Annotated in this window: 19 protein-coding genes; 14 read left to right on the top strand and 5 right to left on the bottom strand. The window is 27.6% G+C overall.

Going from position 1 to position 16,832, the window contains the following annotated elements; translation table 11 throughout:
- Positions 1–9 precede the first annotated feature (9 nt).
- Positions 10–486: an RNA pyrophosphohydrolase gene (locus CQA44_RS03800; RefSeq protein WP_115545953.1), complete on the bottom strand. Its 477-nt coding sequence runs from the start codon at positions 484–486 to the stop codon at positions 10–12.
- A gap of 73 nt (positions 487–559) precedes the next feature.
- Between CQA44_RS03800 and hemW the strand changes: the two genes are divergently transcribed.
- From hemW to mnmE, 9 genes are all read left to right on the top strand, one after another.
- Positions 560–1,621 carry a radical SAM family heme chaperone HemW gene (hemW, locus tag CQA44_RS03795; RefSeq protein ID WP_115545952.1) on the top strand — a complete coding sequence of 354 codons (1,062 nt, stop codon included), beginning with the start codon at positions 560–562 and terminating at the stop codon, positions 1,619–1,621.
- 192 nt (positions 1,622–1,813) lie between these two features.
- Positions 1,814–2,386, top strand: coding sequence for a type II secretion system protein (locus CQA44_RS03790; RefSeq protein WP_115545951.1), 573 nt, complete (start codon positions 1,814–1,816; stop codon positions 2,384–2,386).
- Positions 2,387–2,593: 207 nt separating this feature from the next.
- Positions 2,594–4,015: an acetyl-CoA carboxylase subunit A gene (locus CQA44_RS03785; protein ID WP_115545950.1), complete on the top strand. Its 1,422-nt coding sequence runs from the start codon at positions 2,594–2,596 to the stop codon at positions 4,013–4,015.
- A 95-nt stretch (positions 4,016–4,110) separates the two neighbouring features.
- Positions 4,111–4,245, top strand: coding sequence for a 50S ribosomal protein L34 (gene rpmH / locus CQA44_RS03780; protein WP_115545949.1), 135 nt, complete (start codon positions 4,111–4,113; stop codon positions 4,243–4,245).
- Entirely contained in the window at positions 4,235–4,594 is a 360-nt protein-coding gene (gene rnpA, locus CQA44_RS03775; protein WP_181881767.1) for a ribonuclease P protein component, read from the top strand. The genes rpmH and rnpA overlap by 11 nt, the downstream gene beginning before the upstream one ends.
- 4 nt (positions 4,595–4,598) lie before the next feature.
- On the top strand, positions 4,599–4,940 hold the full coding sequence (gene yidD / locus CQA44_RS03770) for a membrane protein insertion efficiency factor YidD (RefSeq protein WP_115545947.1): 342 nt from the start codon (positions 4,599–4,601) through the stop codon (positions 4,938–4,940).
- Positions 4,937–6,547 carry a membrane protein insertase YidC gene (yidC, locus tag CQA44_RS03765; RefSeq protein ID WP_115545946.1) on the top strand — a complete coding sequence of 537 codons (1,611 nt, stop codon included), beginning with the start codon at positions 4,937–4,939 and terminating at the stop codon, positions 6,545–6,547. Before yidD ends, yidC begins: the two co-directional genes overlap by 4 nt.
- On the top strand, positions 6,544–7,206 hold the full coding sequence (locus CQA44_RS03760) for a Jag N-terminal domain-containing protein (protein ID WP_115545945.1): 663 nt from the start codon (positions 6,544–6,546) through the stop codon (positions 7,204–7,206). Before yidC ends, CQA44_RS03760 begins: the two co-directional genes overlap by 4 nt.
- Complete coding sequence (gene mnmE, locus CQA44_RS03755) at positions 7,199–8,527, top strand: tRNA uridine-5-carboxymethylaminomethyl(34) synthesis GTPase MnmE (protein WP_115545944.1); 1,329 nt, start codon at positions 7,199–7,201, stop codon at positions 8,525–8,527. The genes CQA44_RS03760 and mnmE overlap by 8 nt, the downstream gene beginning before the upstream one ends.
- A gap of 7 nt (positions 8,528–8,534) precedes the next feature.
- Here mnmE and folE read toward each other — a convergent pair whose 3' ends face one another.
- The 3 genes from folE to truD are packed head-to-tail and all read right to left on the bottom strand — an operon-like array spanning position 8,535 to position 11,181.
- Positions 8,535–9,107 carry a GTP cyclohydrolase I FolE gene (folE, locus tag CQA44_RS03750; RefSeq protein WP_115545943.1) on the bottom strand — a complete coding sequence of 191 codons (573 nt, stop codon included), beginning with the start codon at positions 9,105–9,107 and terminating at the stop codon, positions 8,535–8,537.
- A 12-nt stretch (positions 9,108–9,119) separates the two neighbouring features.
- The gene (gene htpX, locus CQA44_RS03745) at positions 9,120–10,046 is read right to left on the bottom strand and encodes a zinc metalloprotease HtpX (protein WP_115545942.1); all 927 of its coding nucleotides are present in this window, start codon (positions 10,044–10,046) and stop codon (positions 9,120–9,122) included.
- Positions 10,047–10,068: 22 nt separating this feature from the next.
- Complete coding sequence (gene truD / locus CQA44_RS03740; RefSeq protein ID WP_115545941.1) at positions 10,069–11,181, bottom strand: tRNA pseudouridine(13) synthase TruD; 1,113 nt, start codon at positions 11,179–11,181, stop codon at positions 10,069–10,071.
- 241 nt (positions 11,182–11,422) lie between these two features.
- On the opposite strand from truD, the gene CQA44_RS03735 reads away from it, so the two are divergent.
- On the top strand, positions 11,423–13,621 hold the full coding sequence (locus CQA44_RS03735; protein ID WP_115545940.1) for a carbon starvation CstA family protein: 2,199 nt from the start codon (positions 11,423–11,425) through the stop codon (positions 13,619–13,621).
- A gap of 15 nt (positions 13,622–13,636) precedes the next feature.
- Positions 13,637–13,846 carry a KCU-star family selenoprotein gene (gene kcuS / locus CQA44_RS03730; protein ID WP_115545939.1) on the top strand — a complete coding sequence of 70 codons (210 nt, stop codon included), beginning with the start codon at positions 13,637–13,639 and terminating at the stop codon, positions 13,844–13,846.
- Positions 13,847–13,932: 86 nt separating this feature from the next.
- On the opposite strand, the gene CQA44_RS03725 is transcribed toward kcuS, so the two are convergent.
- Positions 13,933–15,108 carry a hypothetical protein gene (locus CQA44_RS03725; protein ID WP_115545938.1) on the bottom strand — a complete coding sequence of 392 codons (1,176 nt, stop codon included), beginning with the start codon at positions 15,106–15,108 and terminating at the stop codon, positions 13,933–13,935.
- Between the two features lie 64 nt (positions 15,109–15,172).
- Here CQA44_RS03725 and CQA44_RS03720 point away from each other — a divergent pair, with 64 nt between their 5' ends.
- The 3 genes from CQA44_RS03720 to CQA44_RS13160 are packed head-to-tail and all read left to right on the top strand — an operon-like array spanning position 15,173 to position 16,819.
- A complete protein-coding gene (locus CQA44_RS03720) occupies positions 15,173–15,856 on the top strand; it encodes a triose-phosphate isomerase (protein WP_115545937.1) in 684 nt (227 codons plus the stop codon).
- A complete protein-coding gene (fabI, locus tag CQA44_RS03715) occupies positions 15,853–16,674 on the top strand; it encodes an enoyl-ACP reductase FabI (protein WP_115545936.1) in 822 nt (273 codons plus the stop codon). Before CQA44_RS03720 ends, fabI begins: the two co-directional genes overlap by 4 nt.
- Before the next feature lie 10 nt (positions 16,675–16,684).
- Complete coding sequence (locus CQA44_RS13160) at positions 16,685–16,819, top strand: highly acidic protein (RefSeq protein ID WP_115545935.1); 135 nt, start codon at positions 16,685–16,687, stop codon at positions 16,817–16,819.
- The last annotated feature ends 13 nt before the right edge of the window (positions 16,820–16,832 follow it).

Below are 16,832 nucleotides of genomic sequence, written 5' to 3'. Positions count from 1 at the left end.
AATATCCCTTCATGAAATATATCCTTCCTTTTTAAAATACTCCAATACTTTCTTGTAAATAGGTCGTTTAAAATAAACAATATTTACAAAAATATTTTCATAATTCACGAATTTGTATCTAACAAATTCTGGCACATTAGTATCTAAGTTAATAAGAGTATTATCTCTTAATTTAACTAAGAAGTATTTTTGCCTCTGCCCTTTAAATGGATACATTTTTGTTCTTATATTTCCTGTGGGAAAATTATATTTTAACCATTCTGGATACTCTGCTAAAACCTCTACATTAGAAGTTCCAATCTCTTCTTCTAGCTCTCTATATAATGCTTCTAATGGGCTTTCGCCATAATCTATACCACCTTGTGGAAACTGCCAAACATTTTTTACATTTTTTATATCATTCCTTTGTGCTATAAAAAACTCGCAAATATCTGGATATTTTTCTGATAATATTATGGCAGCGACATTTGGACGATATTTAGACATAACATTCCTTGATTTAAGTTTCTAAAATAGATTCTATAAAAAAAAATGTAAAAAAAATATTAGAGGAGAAAAATTGCTACTCTACATACATATACCATTTTGTGATTCTAAATGTGGATATTGTGCTTTTAATTCACTAACAAATATGATTCATTATAAAAAAGAATATTTAGAGGCTATTAAAGCTGATTTAATACACTCACTTAATCTAGTAACATCGCTTAATAATGGCTTATTGAAAAAGTTAGATTCTATATATATCGGTGGAGGAACACCAAATACACTAGCTCCAAAAGATTATGAAGATATTTTTAATATTTTGCAAAAATACATTTCAAAAGACACAGAAATTAATATTGAACTTAACCCAAATGCATCTAAATTCGAGGTTTTGTGGGAATTTAAAAATCTAGGCATAAATCGCTTTAGCATAGGAATTCAAAGCTTTAGAGAGGATAAATTAAAATTGCTAGATAGAATCCATAGTGTTGAAAGTGCAAAAGAATTTATACAAAAAGCCATAAAATGTGATATTTATACTAGCATTGATTTAATATATGATACAAGACTAGATTCCAAAGATAGCATAAAGGAAGAGTTAAATTTAGCTTCTAGTTTAGGTATTGGACATATTTCTTGTTATACATTAAGTATTGATGAAAACTCAAGATTCTACACTAAAAACAAGAATCCAACGCTAGATTCTAGCTTATGCTATGAGCTAAAAGAAAGATTAGAATTATTGGGTTTTAATCAATATGAAGTATCAAATTATGCTAAAACTCACAAAAGCAAACACAATCTAGGATATTGGCAATATAAAGACTATATTGGTATTGGCTTAGGAGCTGTTGGAAAAATAAACAATAAAAGATTCTATAAACAAGATAATTTTCAAAGCTATCTTAAAAATCCATTTCAATACAAAATAGAAATTTTAAGTAAAAATGATATCATCTTAGAAAAAATATTTTTAGGAGTAAGAAGTGAAGTTGGTGTAAATCCAAGCATAATAAAAAATAAAAATAAATTAGAGATTTTAGTAGAAAATAAAAAATGTATATTAAAAAATAATAGAATCTATAACACAAATTATTTTTTAGCTGATGAGATAGCATTGTGGCTAGAAAATTAAATATTTATTTTTTATTTTTCAACATATATTAAATATATTAACTACTCCATATTGTTTTTATCTCTTTTATCCATTACTTATACTTTAAGCAAATATTCAAAAAATATATTTATAATTCATTTACTTTAATATTTATTTAACTTTTATGCCAAATAAATATTTAGAGAAATAACCTTCATAAAAGGAGACAATATGATGAAAAGAAGAAATGCTTTTAGTATGATAGAGTTAGTATTTGTTATAGTAATACTAGGAGTTTTAGCAGCAGTAGCAGTTCCAAGATTTGTTGCTACAAGGACAGATGCACAAGTTGCAACAGCAAGAAGTGATTTAGCTTCAGTTCAAAAGGCAATTGTTGCTAAAGTTTTTGCAGATAATATTGACCCTACAGCAAGCAAAGTTCCAGCTCCAAATGACCCAACTAAAAGCAAAATGATTGGTTGGAGTGAATGGATAATTGAAGTTGGTGGATTAGATAGAAGTAGATGGATGGAACAAAATTGGAATAATAATCCAGCCTTTCCGGGAATAGCACCTATGGGAAATGTTAAAAACAATGTAGGGGGAACAACATTTCAAAAAGGTAATTGTGGAACTATGTTATATATAGATTATAGTAGAGGAACATTAGAATTTCACCCAGAAAATATGACTATGCAACACTCTGGAACATTCTGTGAGCTTTTAAAAGCTTCTTATGCTAATTCTTCTGGTCCGGGAAATAAAAGCATTCCTCTAGCTTCAACAGGAACTATTGAATTTTAATTAATATCTAAAAAGCTCTAAAGAGCTTTTTAGACTACCTTAATTCTTTACTACAATTATTTATAATCTTTATTTATTAATTCTTATTTAAATTCTACAAAAAATTAGATTTTACAAATATTTTATTCTAAAATATAATTTTATATTTATCTAAATTTAGTAACATAAACAAAAGCTTATAATATCTTAAAATAAAAGGCTATAAAAATGTTTTCAAAAATATTAATTGCAAATAGAGGTGAGATTGCTGTAAGAATTATTAGAGCTTGCAATGATTTACATATTAAAAGCGTAGCAATATATTCTAGGATTGATAAAGAATCTATGCATGTAAAAATGGCAAGTGAAAGTTATGAAGTTAGCTCTGACCCACTAAAAGCTTATCTTGATGGTGATGCCATAATTAATATAGCAATAAATTGTGGTGCAGAAGCTATCCACCCAGGATATGGATTTTTAAGTGAAAATGCAGAGTTTGCTAGAAAGGTAAAAAATGCAGGGATAATTTGGATTGGACCAGATTATAGTGTTATTGCAAAAATGGGTGATAAAAATGCGGCAAGAGAATTAATGAAAAAAAATGGTATCCCAATAGTTCCTGGAACAAAAACACTTAATAATTATAGCATTCAAGAAATAAAAATAATGGCAAATAAAATAGGCTACCCTGTAATATTAAAAGCTAGCAATGGAGGTGGTGGAAGAGGAATTAGAGTAGTTAGAAATGATAATGATATAGAAGATAACCTAGCTGCTTGTAAAAGGGAGGCTATGGCTTTCTTTAAAAATGATGAAGTTTTTATGGAAAAATACATAGAAAACCCAAGACATATTGAATTCCAAATTATTGCTGATAATTATGGAAATATTGTTCATTTATTAGAGAGGGATTGTTCTATTCAAAGACGTCATCAAAAGCTAATAGAAATTGCACCAAGTCCTACTATGAGCTTTGATTTACGCCGTAAAATGGGGTCTGCAGCAGTAGCTGCAGCAAAAGCTGCAAATTATACTAATGCTGGAACAATTGAATTTCTAGTAGATGATTTAAATAACTTCTATTTTATGGAAATGAATACTAGAATCCAAGTAGAACACGGAGTTACAGAAGAAATTACAGGATTTGACATAATAGGAAGACAGATTCGCTCTGCAAGCGGTGAAATTCTAGATTTAAACCAAAGTGATATTTTACATCAAGGATATGCTATTGAAGTTAGAATTAATGCTGAAGATGTAGCAAATGATTTTATGCCAAATCCGGGCAAAATAACTACATACTACCCTGCATTAGGACCATTTGTCCGTATTGATAGTGCAGTTTATAAAGACTATGTAATTCCACCAAATTACGATTCTATGATTGCAAAATTAATTGTAAGAGCATCAAGCTACAATCTAGCAGTTAATAAATTAGTTAGAGCATTAGAAGAATTTACAATTAGGGGTATTAAAACCACTATTCCATTCTTGCTAAATATAGCAAAAGATAGGGATTTTAGAAAAGGAAACTTCGATACATCATATATAGAAAATAAAATTCAAGAATTAATGCCAAATGAAGCTATAAACAAAGATGATATTGTTGCAGTTATAGCTACTGCTATTGCTATCAAAGCTGGGTATTAAGCACTAAACATCGTTTAAATATAGATTTTAAAAATCAATTAATTAATTTTTAGTATAATCATAAATTTATTATTTAAATCTTTTAAGGAATATAAATGAAGCGAACATATCAACCTCATAACAAACCGCGTAAAAGTACTCACGGATTTAGAGCTAGAATGAAAACAAAAAATGGACAAAGAGTCATAAGAAATAGACGAGCAAAAGGTAGAAAAAGACTTGCCGTATGATACTTTAAAAAATAAAAAAGAATTTGACTTTGTGTATAAAAACTCAAATAAAATTAGAAGTGATATTTTTGATATTTGCATTCTAAAAAAGAATTTTATGGAAAGTTTTTATATAAAATTTAAAAAACAAAAAAATATAAGTATCGTTGGTCTTAGTGTGTCTAAAAAAATAGGTAAAGCAGTAGAGAGGAATCTAATAAAAAGACGTTTTAGGGTTATTTGTGCAAAGTTGTGCAAAAATGTATCTTTAAGACAAAACTTAATTTTAATAATCATTGCAAAAGAAAAAATTAAACAAACTCCTTTCTTTCAGTTAGAAAAAAATATTTTAAATATATTGCTTAAGTGATAAAATGAAAATTGATAAACAAATAAAATTTTATAAAAAATATATTTCTCCATTAATTCCTCCTAGTTGTAGGTTCTACCCTACCTGTTCAGAATATGCAATGTATTGTTTTAGATATAATAATATTATTATTGCAAGTTTTAAAAGCATCATTAGAATCTTAAAATGTAATCAATTATTTAGCGGTGGGATAGAATATCCTAAAGCAAAGTTTTCAAAAATACCACCAAAATTTAATATAAAAGATTCAATAATATGCAATACATTACCAAAAATATATATTTGGTTGGTCCCTATTAAAAACAATGAATTTTATATAATCAAAGTATTAAAGGAAAGAAATTGAATAACAATAATCCAAATATAAGAATTTTTATCGCAGTAATTTTATCAATAATGTTTATAATCCCATATATGTATTTTTTTGCACCAAAAACAGAGCTAAAAGATTCTAATGCAACAATGTCTAGTATGACCAACATATTAGAAGGCAATAAAGATACTAAGATTGAAGCTCCAAAAAACAACCAGAATAGTATTAAAGCACCAAAAGAAACAGATTCCACTTTAATAATTGCTAAAGTAGAATCTAGTGATATTGAGATGAAAATTGATAATCTAGGACGCATTGATAGCGTTTTGTTAAAAGGTAAAAAATATTTAAATGATAATGGAGAGCCTTTATCTTTACTAGATAATAAAGCAATAAAACCATTAGAAATTAGATTTGAGAATAAAGAAATTAATAATAAAGCATTTAATACTCCATACAAAGCAGATATTGATATTATAAATATCGATAATGAATCAAAAAAAATAGTTCTAACACAGAATCTAGGTAAAATAGAGGGATTTGGAGAAATTATAGTAAAAAAAATAATTACATTTTATAAAAATTTAAAATTTGATGTAGAAATTGAGCTAAATAAACCCCTAAATTACTATATCTCTAATGGTTCAAGACCTATTGCAGATTCTTCTTCATATGTTTTTAAAGGAATAATTATTAAAAAGAGTGATAATAAACTAGAAAAAATTGAAGATGGAGATAATATCGAAATAAATAATTTTAATAACGTAAAATTCATTGCTAGTGTAGATAGATATTACACAACTTTACTTTTTTCTGAAAATGGGCTTAATGCAGTAATTGATAATGTGAGTGATGGAAAGCATTTATCTTACATATTTTTAAATGATAGTGCAAAATTTAGTGGATATATAGGACCTAAAAACTACAAAGATTTAAAAAGTATAGAACCATTATTAACAGATGTTGTAGAGTATGGTGTAATTACATTCTTTGCAAAACCATTATTTTTACTTTTAGAGTGGTTATTTGGTATCTTTAAAAATTGGGGTTGGGCTATTATACTCCTTACATTAATAGTTAGAATCGTGCTTTATCCGCTTACTTATAAAGGTATGGTATCAATGCAAAAACTAAAAGATTTAGCACCAAAAATGAAAGAGATTCAAACTAAATACAAAGGCGATGCTCAAAAATTACAGATTCATATGATGGAACTTTACAAAAAGCATAAAGTTAATCCTATGGGTGGTTGTCTGCCATTATTATTGCAGATTCCTGTATTCTTTGCAATTTATAGGGTATTGTATAACGCAGTAGAATTAAAAGATGCTACTTGGATACTATGGATAAAAGACCTCTCTGCAATGGATCCATATTTTATACTACCTATTTTAATGGGAGTTACAATGTATTTACAGCAACATATAACCCCAGCTACATTTAATGATCCTATGCAAGAAAAAGTCTTTAAATTTCTTCCAGTCGTATTTACAATATTTTTAATTACTTTTCCAGCAGGATTGATACTGTATTGGACAGTTAATAATATCTTTTCAATAATTCAACAATTAATTATTAATAAAGTTATGGCTAAGAAAAAAGAAATAGAAATTGCACAACATAAGAGGAAAGATAAGTGATAAAAATTAGTGCTAGCAGTATTGAGGAGTGTCTGCTTAAAGCATCTAGTGAGCTAAATTGCTCTTGTATAGATTTGGAATATGAGATAATACAAAAGCCGAGTAAAGGCTTTCTTGGGATTGGTAAAAAAGAAGCACAAATAGTTGTGAATCTAAAATCAAAACCAAGTAAGAATAAAGCGAATAAATACTGCTTTGAAGATGCACTAAATAAAATTAGCGATGAAATTAATGAATTATTTTCACTACTTCCATTTGAACTAGATAAAATTGAAGTTAGTAAATATAGCCAAAACACTATTTTAATACATTTTAAAGGTAAAGATTCCGCTTTATTAATAGGCGAAAAAGGATATAGATATAAGGCTATTTCATACCTACTTTTTAATTGGATAAATACACAATATGGACTTAATATACGACTTGAGATTGAAAGCTTCCTAGCAAGCCAAGAAACAATGATAGCAAATTATCTAGCACCAATTATTGAAAATATTAAACATTCAAAAGAGTTATTTATTACAAAGCCACTTGATGGAATCTTGGCTTATATAGCATTAAAAGAGCTAAGATCTCATTTACCAGATAGATATATAATGGTAAAAACAAATGAAAATAATGAGACTTACATAGTAATTCAAGCAAACCAAAATGAATAGCAATGATACAATAGTGGCTATATCAACACCAATTGGAGTTAGTGCTATTGGTATAGTTCGTCTTAGTGGTAAAAACTCTATAAATATAGCCAAAAAAATTACTAAAATGAGCTCTTTTTTACCTCGCTATGCACATTTAAAATATTTATATGATAATGATAATAATATAATTGATAGAGGAATAGTAATTTATTTTAAAGCACCAAACAGCTTTAATGGAGAAGATATTATAGAATTTCAATGCCATGGTGGAATTTTAGTTTGTAAAAAAATATTAGATACTTGTATAAACTTTGGAGCTAGACTTGCTAGAGCTGGTGAGTTTAGCAAAATTGCCCTTATAAATGGAAAAATGGATTTATCTATGATAGAGACAATTTCTAAATTAATATCAACACAGAGCACAGAGGCATTAAAATTAATAGCTAAAAATCTAAGTGGTGATTTAAAAAATATAATAGATAATTTTAGAGAGGATTTAATTGAGATTCTAGCACACACTGAAGCCTTGATTGACTATGCTGAAGAAGACTTACCAAAAAATTTAAATAACAAAATAGATAACATAGTAGAAAAGCTTACTTATTTACATAAACATTCACTAAGTATGCAAAACACTATTGATGGGCATAAATTAGCAATTATAGGAAAGCCAAATGTTGGTAAAAGCTCAATTCTAAATAAATTATTACTTAAAGATAGGGCTATTGTTTCTGAAGTTGAAGGTACTACAAGAGATATTATACAAGAGAATATAACGATAAATAATCAAGTTATTAAAATAATAGACACTGCTGGAATTAGAGAAAGCATTGAAATAATAGAAAAAATAGGCATACAAAAAACCATAGATACAATTAAAGAAAGTACTATCATTTTAGCTGTTTTTGACAATAGCAAGGAATTTAATGATAGTGAAATTTTAGAAATACTATATCAAAATAAAGATAAAATCATAATTATTGCTATAAACAAGAGTGATAAAGAAAATAGACTTGATAAAAGCATTCTAAAGGATTTTGAGTGTATAGAAATATCAACACTAGATAATAGTGTATATAAAATTAGGGATTTAATAGGAGAAAAAATTGCAATTAAGCCACTTAATGATGACTTTGTGCTACTTAATTCTAAAAGACAGCTTGATTGTGTGGAATCTTGTATAAAAGCAATACATAATGCAAAAAATAATCTATATGATTATGAAATATTTAGTTTTTATATTAATGATGCCTTATATACTCTAGAATTACTATCAAAACCATTTAGCTATGATGAAATGCTAGATAAAATGTTTTCTTCATTTTGCTTAGGAAAATAATGTAAGTTTAGTATGAGCTATTAATGTGAGACATAAATTCTGCCCTACTTCTTGCATCATTTTTAAATGTGCCTCTAAGAGAGCTTGTTATTATTGTTGAATTTTTTTTCTCAATACCACCCTGCATTATCATACATAAATGTGTAGCTTCAATTACAACCATAACACCCTTGGGCTTCAGAGCTTCCCAAATGCTAGAAGTTATTTGTTCATTTAATCTCTCTTGAATCTGAAGCCTTTTAGAAAATATCTCTACTAACTCTACTAAATGAGAGATTCCAACTAACTTTGAATTTGGTATATATCCAATAGAAATTTTCCCAAAAAATGGTAATATATGATGCTCACACATAGAATAAAACTCTATATTTTTCAAAACTACCATTTCATCATAATTTTCATTATAAAGAGTTGCATTTAATAATTCTAATGGATTTTTATTATAACCACTATATAATTTCTCCCAAGACTTCACAACTCTATTTGGAGTATTTATTAATCCTTCTCTATTTTTGTCTTCTTTAATATATTTAAAAAAACAATCAAAAAAAGAGTTAAATTCATTTTTATTATTTTGCATTAAAATATCCTCTTATTGTCCAAGTAACGCTTTAATTCTATTTTTAATGCTAGGATGTGTGCTAAAAGCCTCTTTTGGGTCAAATATATATGCAGCTCTTCTTGTTGGATTAATATCGGCATTACTATAATCACTCTTATTATAATCCCCACTAATCTTTTGTAATGCTCTAATCATTGGCGAACTATCATTCATTATATATGCCGCCCCACTATCTGCCATATATTCCCTACTCCTACTTAAATACATCTGTAAAAATAATGTAATAAAAGGTAAAACAATCTGTAAAACTAATAATATTATTCTAGCAAGCCCTGCCCCAGAGTTATTATTACCTCTAGCAAATAAGAATATTGAATAATTTGCTACTAAAAGCATTATATTGCTTAAAATTCCTACACAAAGAGTTAAGCGAATATCTCCATGTCTAATGTGGCTTAATTCGTGTGCTACAACAGCCTTTAACTCATCTCTATCTAGTTTTTGTATCAACCCCATAGTTACAGCAATTAAAGAGTTATCCTCATTCCACCCACTAGCAAAAGCATTCATATACTCTGCATCAATAATATAAAGTTCAGGTATAAATTCTATTTTAGAATCCCTAACTAATTCTTCTAAAATATCATATAAATCAGATTCCCTCTTACTTAAAACTCTATTTGGATTGACTAATTTGTATTCATTTCCACTTAGCATAATTTTTTTAAAATTTACCACCATAATAACAATAATTACTGCTGCCACACTAAACATACATAAAGTAACTATTGGAATCTCTCTAAAGCTTAGCAAATCAGCAAATCCACCGCCTAAACTTGAAGCATTTATCCTAACTATATCAACCAATAAGCCAATGAGGATAAAAATTATAATATATGTAGCTAAGACAGCATTTGTTTTATTTTTATTTTGTCTAATTATATTTTCAAAATTCATTTTTCCCTCCTATTGTTAGATTCTAAGATATATTAGATTCTAAAATTTTCAGATTATTGCTTAATATATTTAAAAATATTGTAGCATAGCTACCCTTTGGTAAAGTAAAATTAAATTCTCCATTTGCAATTTCTTTTTTATATCTAAACTTAAGATTTTCTACAAAAACCCAAGCAAATCTTCTATCACCAAGCTCTTTATCTAGCAAATTATCAATAAATTTATTTTCAAAAAAAGCAGCTAAATTATTAGATTTTATTGTTTTACTCCCACATAACAGACCTGTTGGAACAAGCTCTCTTAAATTAAATCTTTCTACTTCTAATATATCTTTATTATCTTTATAATAAAGCTTTCCATTTGGGTAAAACCTCATTATATCACCTTTAAGTATTTTAAAAAAATGCTTTTGAGATTTAAGGCTTATTATTTCATCTAAAGATAAAGTAATATCTTTTTTAAGCATAGTTTGAATTTCTTTTGGATTAAAAGATTCTAGAATCTTGCAAAATTTTATTCTATCTTTTAGCCAATTATTAAAGAGATAACTTTGAAATGAACTAATTAAAAATTTAGATATTTTTTTATCTCTTATTTTTAACTTACCCTCTAAAATATCCCTACCCTCCTTATAGTTATCTTTATTTTTACCAAATCTCTGAATCCCAAAATAATTTGGCATTCCATTTTGTGAGATAATTTTACAAACTTCTTGTATTTTATTTGCATCAACAAAATTTAATTTTTTTATGCGAATATAAAATTTATTTCCACTTAAATGCCCTAATTTAAGCTTATTGTTGTGATATGTAGAATCCAAAATCTTAATATTTTCAATATCTAACTTTTCTATATTTTTAGTAAATTTTTTGTTAATAGAAATATATTGAATACTCAATGAATGCTTATCTTTTAACCCCGCATAGCCTATTTCATTTCTTTTAATATTTAAATTTTTACTAAATATATTTAGCATTTCATTTGTGCTTATATTTTTCTTTCTAACTTTTAGTATAAGATGCTCTCCACTACCGCTAAAGTTATAAAGCGGAATCTCTTCTACTACAAAATTTTTTGAATTTTTAACAAAATAAAAATTAATTGGTGAATGATTTAAGTAATTCAAATATTCCATAATTCACTTCTTCAAAGTTTTTGATTTAATAGCTAAAATTATTGCCTAATATTTTTTCTTTGTAAATTAATTTTATTTAAACATTTTTAATAATAATTTTTAACAAATAGAGTATTTATAACCTTTTTTTGATTTTATTTTAAATAAATCAAACTAATATTGCTTTTATTACAATATAATTAAAGCGTCTATAATTAAAAATAGATTAATAAAGACTTAAAGTCTGTAAAATGGAGTAAAAATGAATAAAATACTAAGCTATATCTTATGGGCTATTATAGCTTTTATTGGTGCTAGTTGTTTTGGTGTTTTAGCACTACATAAAGGTGAGAGTATAAATGCTGTTTGGTTTGTGATAGCAGCAGTATGCATCTATGCAATTGCTTATAGATTTTATAGTAAATACATTGCATTAAAAGTATTAGGACTTGATGATAATAGAGCTACTCCAGCAGTAGTTAGAAATGATGGGAGAGATTTTGTCCCTACAAATAAAATAGTGCTTTTTGGGCATCATTTTGCAGCTATAGCTGGTGCAGGTCCATTAGTAGGTCCAATACTTGCAGCACAAATGGGATATTTACCTAGTATGATTTGGCTAGTTGTCGGTGTTGTTCTAGCAGGAGCAGTTCATGACTTCGTAGTTCTATTTTTATCCACAAGAAGAGATGGAAAAAGCCTAGGGGAAATGATAAAGCTTGAATTAGGAAGTGGTGTAGGAACAATTGCTATGATTGGGATACTTGGAATTATGATGTTAATTATTGCAATACTTGCGCTTGTCGTTGTAAATGCCCTTGCAGAATCTCCTTGGGGATTATTTACAATAGCAATGACAATTCCCATAGCAATATATATGGGAATTCATATGAGATTTATTCGTCCTGGTAAAATTGGCGAGGCTAGTATAATTGGCTTTGTATTATTAATTGCTGCATTATATTTTGGTAATAATGTAGGTGCTGACCCATATTGGAGGGAAGTATTTAAAGTTAGTCCAGTAAATCTAACATATATTATGATAATCTATGGATTTGTGGCAGCAATTTTACCTGTATGGTTTCTACTTGCGCCTAGAGATTATTTAAGCACTTTCTTAAAAATTGGTGTAATTATTATTATGGCAATTGCTATTTTAATAGTTCAACCTCACATTAATATGCCTAGTATAACTCAATATATTGATGGAAGCGGACCTGTATTTGCTGGAAAGTTATTTCCATTCTTATTTATTACCATTGCCTGTGGTGCTATAAGCGGATTTCACGCTTTAATCTCTAGTGGAACAACCCCAAAAATGTTAGAGAAAGAATCTCACGCAAGAATGGTTGGATATGGCTCAATGCTTATGGAATCTATGGTTGGTGTTATGGCTTTAATAGCAGCAATAATTCTAACTCCAGGTCTTTACTTTACAATAAACGTAGCTCCTGCTGGATTAGGAACTATGGGAATGGGTGGGCTTGATTTAATAAATAAACCAGAAGCATACGCTGCAGCAGCAGCTACAGCAGCAAATACAATAAATAGTTGGGCAAATGGAATCTTTCAAATCAACCCTCAAGATATAATAACATTTACAAAAGAGGTAGGTGAGCCTAGTATATTAAGTAGAACAGGTGGAGCACCTACTTTTGCTATAGGTTTTGCTAGTATTATTGCAGAAATGCCTTTGTTTAATAGTGGCTCAATTGCATTTTGGTATCACTTTGCAATACTTTTTGAAGCACTATTTATATTAACTGCTGTTGATGCAGGAACAAGAGCTGGAAGATTTATGGTGCAAGATGTTTTGGGAAATGTCTATAAGCCTATGGCAAATATTAGCTCTTATCCTATGGGGATTATAGCAACATTAATATGTGTAATAGCGTGGGGATATATACTATATCAAGGTATTACTGATCCTCAAGGTGGAATAAAGTCACTTTGGACTCTATTTGGTGTAAGCAATCAACTCTTAGCTGGAATTGCCTTATTATTAGGAGTTAGTGTGCTATTTAAAATGGGTAAAGGAAAAGTAGCGTGGGTTGTTATAGTGCCTGTTATTTGGGTACTAGTATCAACTATGAGTGCTGGAGTTCAAAAATTACTTCCTGAAAACGGAGAAAAAATCCACGATTCTGTAAGCCATATAGCAAACTATCAAATTAAAAGTAGGTCTGCTGATGAGTTAATAGCAAAAGCACAAACAATGAATGATGGGGAAGAAAAAGAAGCAGTGTTAAAAAAAGCTGCTAGTGATAGATTGATTGCAAGTAATAACCTAATGAATGCAATACTTTGTGGAATCTTTATGTTTATTACAATAATTGTATTACTTGCAACCATAAGAGTATGTTGGCGTGCAATTAGTGGTAAAGCTCAAGAGCCGCCTCTAGCAGAATCTCCATATAAAAATGCTAGTGATTATGAAGGTAAAATTGCTGCACATGGGTAAAATAAAGCTATAGAGATGATAAATAATTCGTTATTAAATAAAATAAAAAATCTCTACAAAAAATCTGATAGGTTTTTTCACCTTTTGGTGGGAATGCCTAGCTATGATAAATATGTAGAGCATATGAAAAAAAATCACCCAGATAAAGTTCCAAAATCTCAAAGAGATTTTTTTAAGGAAGCTTTAGAGAATAAATATGGACAAGGTGGCTCGAAATGTTGTTAAGCTAATTTAGGGTAAAGTTTTACCACGCCAAAATTTTAGCTTAATGCCTATATTTTAAAAACATTAATAAAGGTTGTTAATACTTTTTATTTTAAAGAAAAAATATTATTGCAAATATCGCTTATTGTATAGCTACTACTTCCAACTAATTTCCTTTTGTTTTCAGTAGTAGAATAAATAATTTCAACTTTATGTTGTAGTTTATAATCCAAGTATAGATGTAAATCTTTTAATACCAAGTCTAGCTCAAATGATACACTGTCTTCTATAACTAAATTTAGATTTTCCATACTTACTACATTTTGTTTTTCACTTAAAATAAAAACACTATAAATGCTATGTAATACAATATTGCTTTTTTGTTGATTGTAAATTAGGATTTCATCAATACCAAATTCTACTTTTAAATCATTATTTGAATACAAAATATCTTGATAGCCACATAAATCAATACCTTTAATAGAAATATTTGCATTTGCAAACATTTTTTTACTAATGTTATATTGTAGAAAAATAGAATCTATAAAATAAGTGATAAAAAATATTCTATTGTTGATAATAATTTTAGCTTTATGCTCTAAAGTGTTATCTGATAGATTTGATTTATTATAATAATTTTTTAGCATATCTTGCTTTGTATAGTGATTATTCTCTAATAAAGGTTCTGTATCATAGATTCCATCTTTAAATAAAATATCAAAAATATTTTGCTTAGAATCTATTAAATTATTTTGCACAATTTGACTTATCGTATATTTTAGTGTATTTTCACTCTCCCACCTTAAATTATCATTTATTTTTAATATATTAAATTCATCATTAAATTCAATATTACAAATTAAATCTTTTAATTTTAACAGATAAAGCATCTTATATTCTAAAACCTTATCTTCAAAAAACTTAATCTCATCAAAGATTCTACTTACTATCATATTTAAATTATTTGCAATTATCAATTCAATGAATTTAAATGTATTTAACTCATATTTATTCTTAAAAAATTCAGAATCCTTCATTACAGGATAAAAACCAAATTCATTATTATGTATTCCTACTTTTATTATTTCATCAATTTTTACTTCATTAAAAACTTTATCACTTTTATTAGAAATATAAAAAATATCACCATTTACAAAATATAAGAATAAAATAGGCTCTTTCACATCATAAACACAAAATTCTGGAATTTTAGATGGTATAATTGTGCTAAACCATATAGATGACTTCTTTTTTATTTGTTTTTTTATTTTTTCATAAAACATAATTTAGATATTTTCCTTATAGAATTTGTTAGAATTCTACAATAATTTAAAAAAGGATTATTAAATGGATGAAAAAATAATCGCAGGTAATTTTAAATCTAACTTCAATAGAAAAGAAACTATCTCATACCTTAATAAACTAAATCATATAAAAACTAATCACAAAATATTTATATTTCCAGCAATAAGCTCCATTGTTGAAAATAATTTTAACAATATAACCCTTGGAGCTCAGAACTGCTATTTTGCACAAAATGGTGCTTTTACAGGAGAAATCACTCTAAAGCATTTAGAGGAGTTTGAGATTAATACAATCATAATAGGACATAGTGAAAGAAGAAATCTATTTTTAGAAAGTGATGATATTTGTGCGAAAAAATTTCATTTTTTTAAAGAACAAAAATTTTGTATATTTTATTGTATTGGTGAAAGTTTAGAAATTAGGAATAGTAATAAAGAATTAGAATTTTTAAAAAAGCAATTAGAGGTAATAGATTTAAATTATAAAAATCTAATAATAGCTTATGAGCCTATTTGGGCTATTGGGACAGGAGTAAATGCAGAGCTTAACCAAATAAAAGATTGTATATCATACCTAAAAACACTATCCAAAGCACCTATTATTTACGGAGGTAGTGTAAATGAAGATAATGCAAAAGATATACTTAAAATCACAGATGGAATCTTAGTCGGTAATGCAAGCTTAAATATAAATAAGTTTAATCACATAATTAAGGAAGGGAAATGATTTTAGAGGGAAAAAAAGGATTAATTGTCGGTGTTGCAAATAATAAATCTATAGCCTATGGTATATCTAAAGCTTGCCATAAAGAAGGTGCAAAACTTGCTTTTACATACCTAAATGATAATATAAAAAAAAGAGTTGAGCCGATAGCAAATGAATTTCAAAGTAATAATATATATGAATTAGATGTTGCTAAAAAAGAGCATTTTATAACATTAAGAGAAAATCTCAAAAAAGATTTTGACAAAATAGATTTTTTAGTCCATAGTGTAGCTTTTGCACCAAAAGAAGCATTAGATGGAAAATTCTTAAATACATCTAAAGAAAGTTTTAAGATAGCACTAGAAATTTCTGTATATTCTTTAATAGAGCTTGTAAGGGAGCTTTTACCAATACTAAATGAAAATGCCTCTATATTAACCCTAAGCTATCTTGGAGCAAATAAATACATTACACATTATAATGTTATGGGTGTAGCAAAGGCAGCATTAGAATCTAGTGTAAGATATTTAGCATACGAATTAGGAGAAAGAAATATCCGTATTAATGCTATATCTGCTGGTCCTATTAGGACATTAGCTGCAAGTGGAATTGGTGATTTTAAATTAATTCTAAAATGGAATGAGGTAAATTCAGCATTAAAGAAAAATGTGAGCATTGATGAAGTTGGTAATTCTGCTATGTATTTATTATCTCCATTATCAAGTGCAGTTACGGGCGAAGTGCATTATGTTGATTGTGGATATAATATAATGGGAATGTGTGCTACAAAAGAAGCAAATGGTAAAATTCAAATAGCTTGGAATAATGTAGAAGAATAGGAGGTTTAAAATGAATGATTATGAAAATGATGATTATGAAAATTGGGAAGATTTTGAAGAAGACGAATTTAGTGAAGATAATGGCTTTAGTTATGATGAGGATGATTATTCTTATAATGATGATGAATATAATGATGATGAATAATGAAAAAAAATGA

It is taken from the genome of Helicobacter sp. MIT 14-3879, from assembly GCF_003364125.1.
Note: the sequence above shows the minus strand (reverse complement) of the source record. Positions and strands in the feature narration are given on the sequence as shown.

Bases quoted from the DNA above. Each gene is read 5' to 3' on its own strand.
- CQA44_RS13160 (WP_115545935.1), top strand. From the start codon at position 16,685: ATGAATGATTATGAAAATGATGATTATGAAAATTGGGAAGATTTTGAA.
- CQA44_RS03735 (WP_115545940.1), top strand. From the start codon at position 11,423: ATGAATAAAATACTAAGCTATATCTTATGGGCTATTATAGCTTTTATT.
- kcuS (WP_115545939.1), top strand. From the start codon at position 13,637: ATGATAAATAATTCGTTATTAAATAAAATAAAAAATCTCTACAAAAAA.
- htpX (WP_115545942.1), bottom strand. From the start codon at position 10,046: ATGAATTTTGAAAATATAATTAGACAAAATAAAAATAAAACAAATGCT.
- mnmE (WP_115545944.1), top strand. From the start codon at position 7,199: ATGAATAGCAATGATACAATAGTGGCTATATCAACACCAATTGGAGTT.
- CQA44_RS03785 (WP_115545950.1), top strand. From the start codon at position 2,594: ATGTTTTCAAAAATATTAATTGCAAATAGAGGTGAGATTGCTGTAAGA.
- rpmH (WP_115545949.1), top strand. From the start codon at position 4,111: ATGAAGCGAACATATCAACCTCATAACAAACCGCGTAAAAGTACTCAC.
- folE (WP_115545943.1), bottom strand. From the start codon at position 9,107: ATGCAAAATAATAAAAATGAATTTAACTCTTTTTTTGATTGTTTTTTT.
- yidD (WP_115545947.1), top strand. From the start codon at position 4,599: ATGAAAATTGATAAACAAATAAAATTTTATAAAAAATATATTTCTCCA.
- CQA44_RS03725 (WP_115545938.1), bottom strand. From the start codon at position 15,108: ATGTTTTATGAAAAAATAAAAAAACAAATAAAAAAGAAGTCATCTATA.
- CQA44_RS03800 (WP_115545953.1), bottom strand. From the start codon at position 486: ATGTCTAAATATCGTCCAAATGTCGCTGCCATAATATTATCAGAAAAA.
- CQA44_RS03790 (WP_115545951.1), top strand. From the start codon at position 1,814: ATGATGAAAAGAAGAAATGCTTTTAGTATGATAGAGTTAGTATTTGTT.
- CQA44_RS03720 (WP_115545937.1), top strand. From the start codon at position 15,173: ATGGATGAAAAAATAATCGCAGGTAATTTTAAATCTAACTTCAATAGA.
- fabI (WP_115545936.1), top strand. From the start codon at position 15,853: ATGATTTTAGAGGGAAAAAAAGGATTAATTGTCGGTGTTGCAAATAAT.
- truD (WP_115545941.1), bottom strand. From the start codon at position 11,181: ATGGAATATTTGAATTACTTAAATCATTCACCAATTAATTTTTATTTT.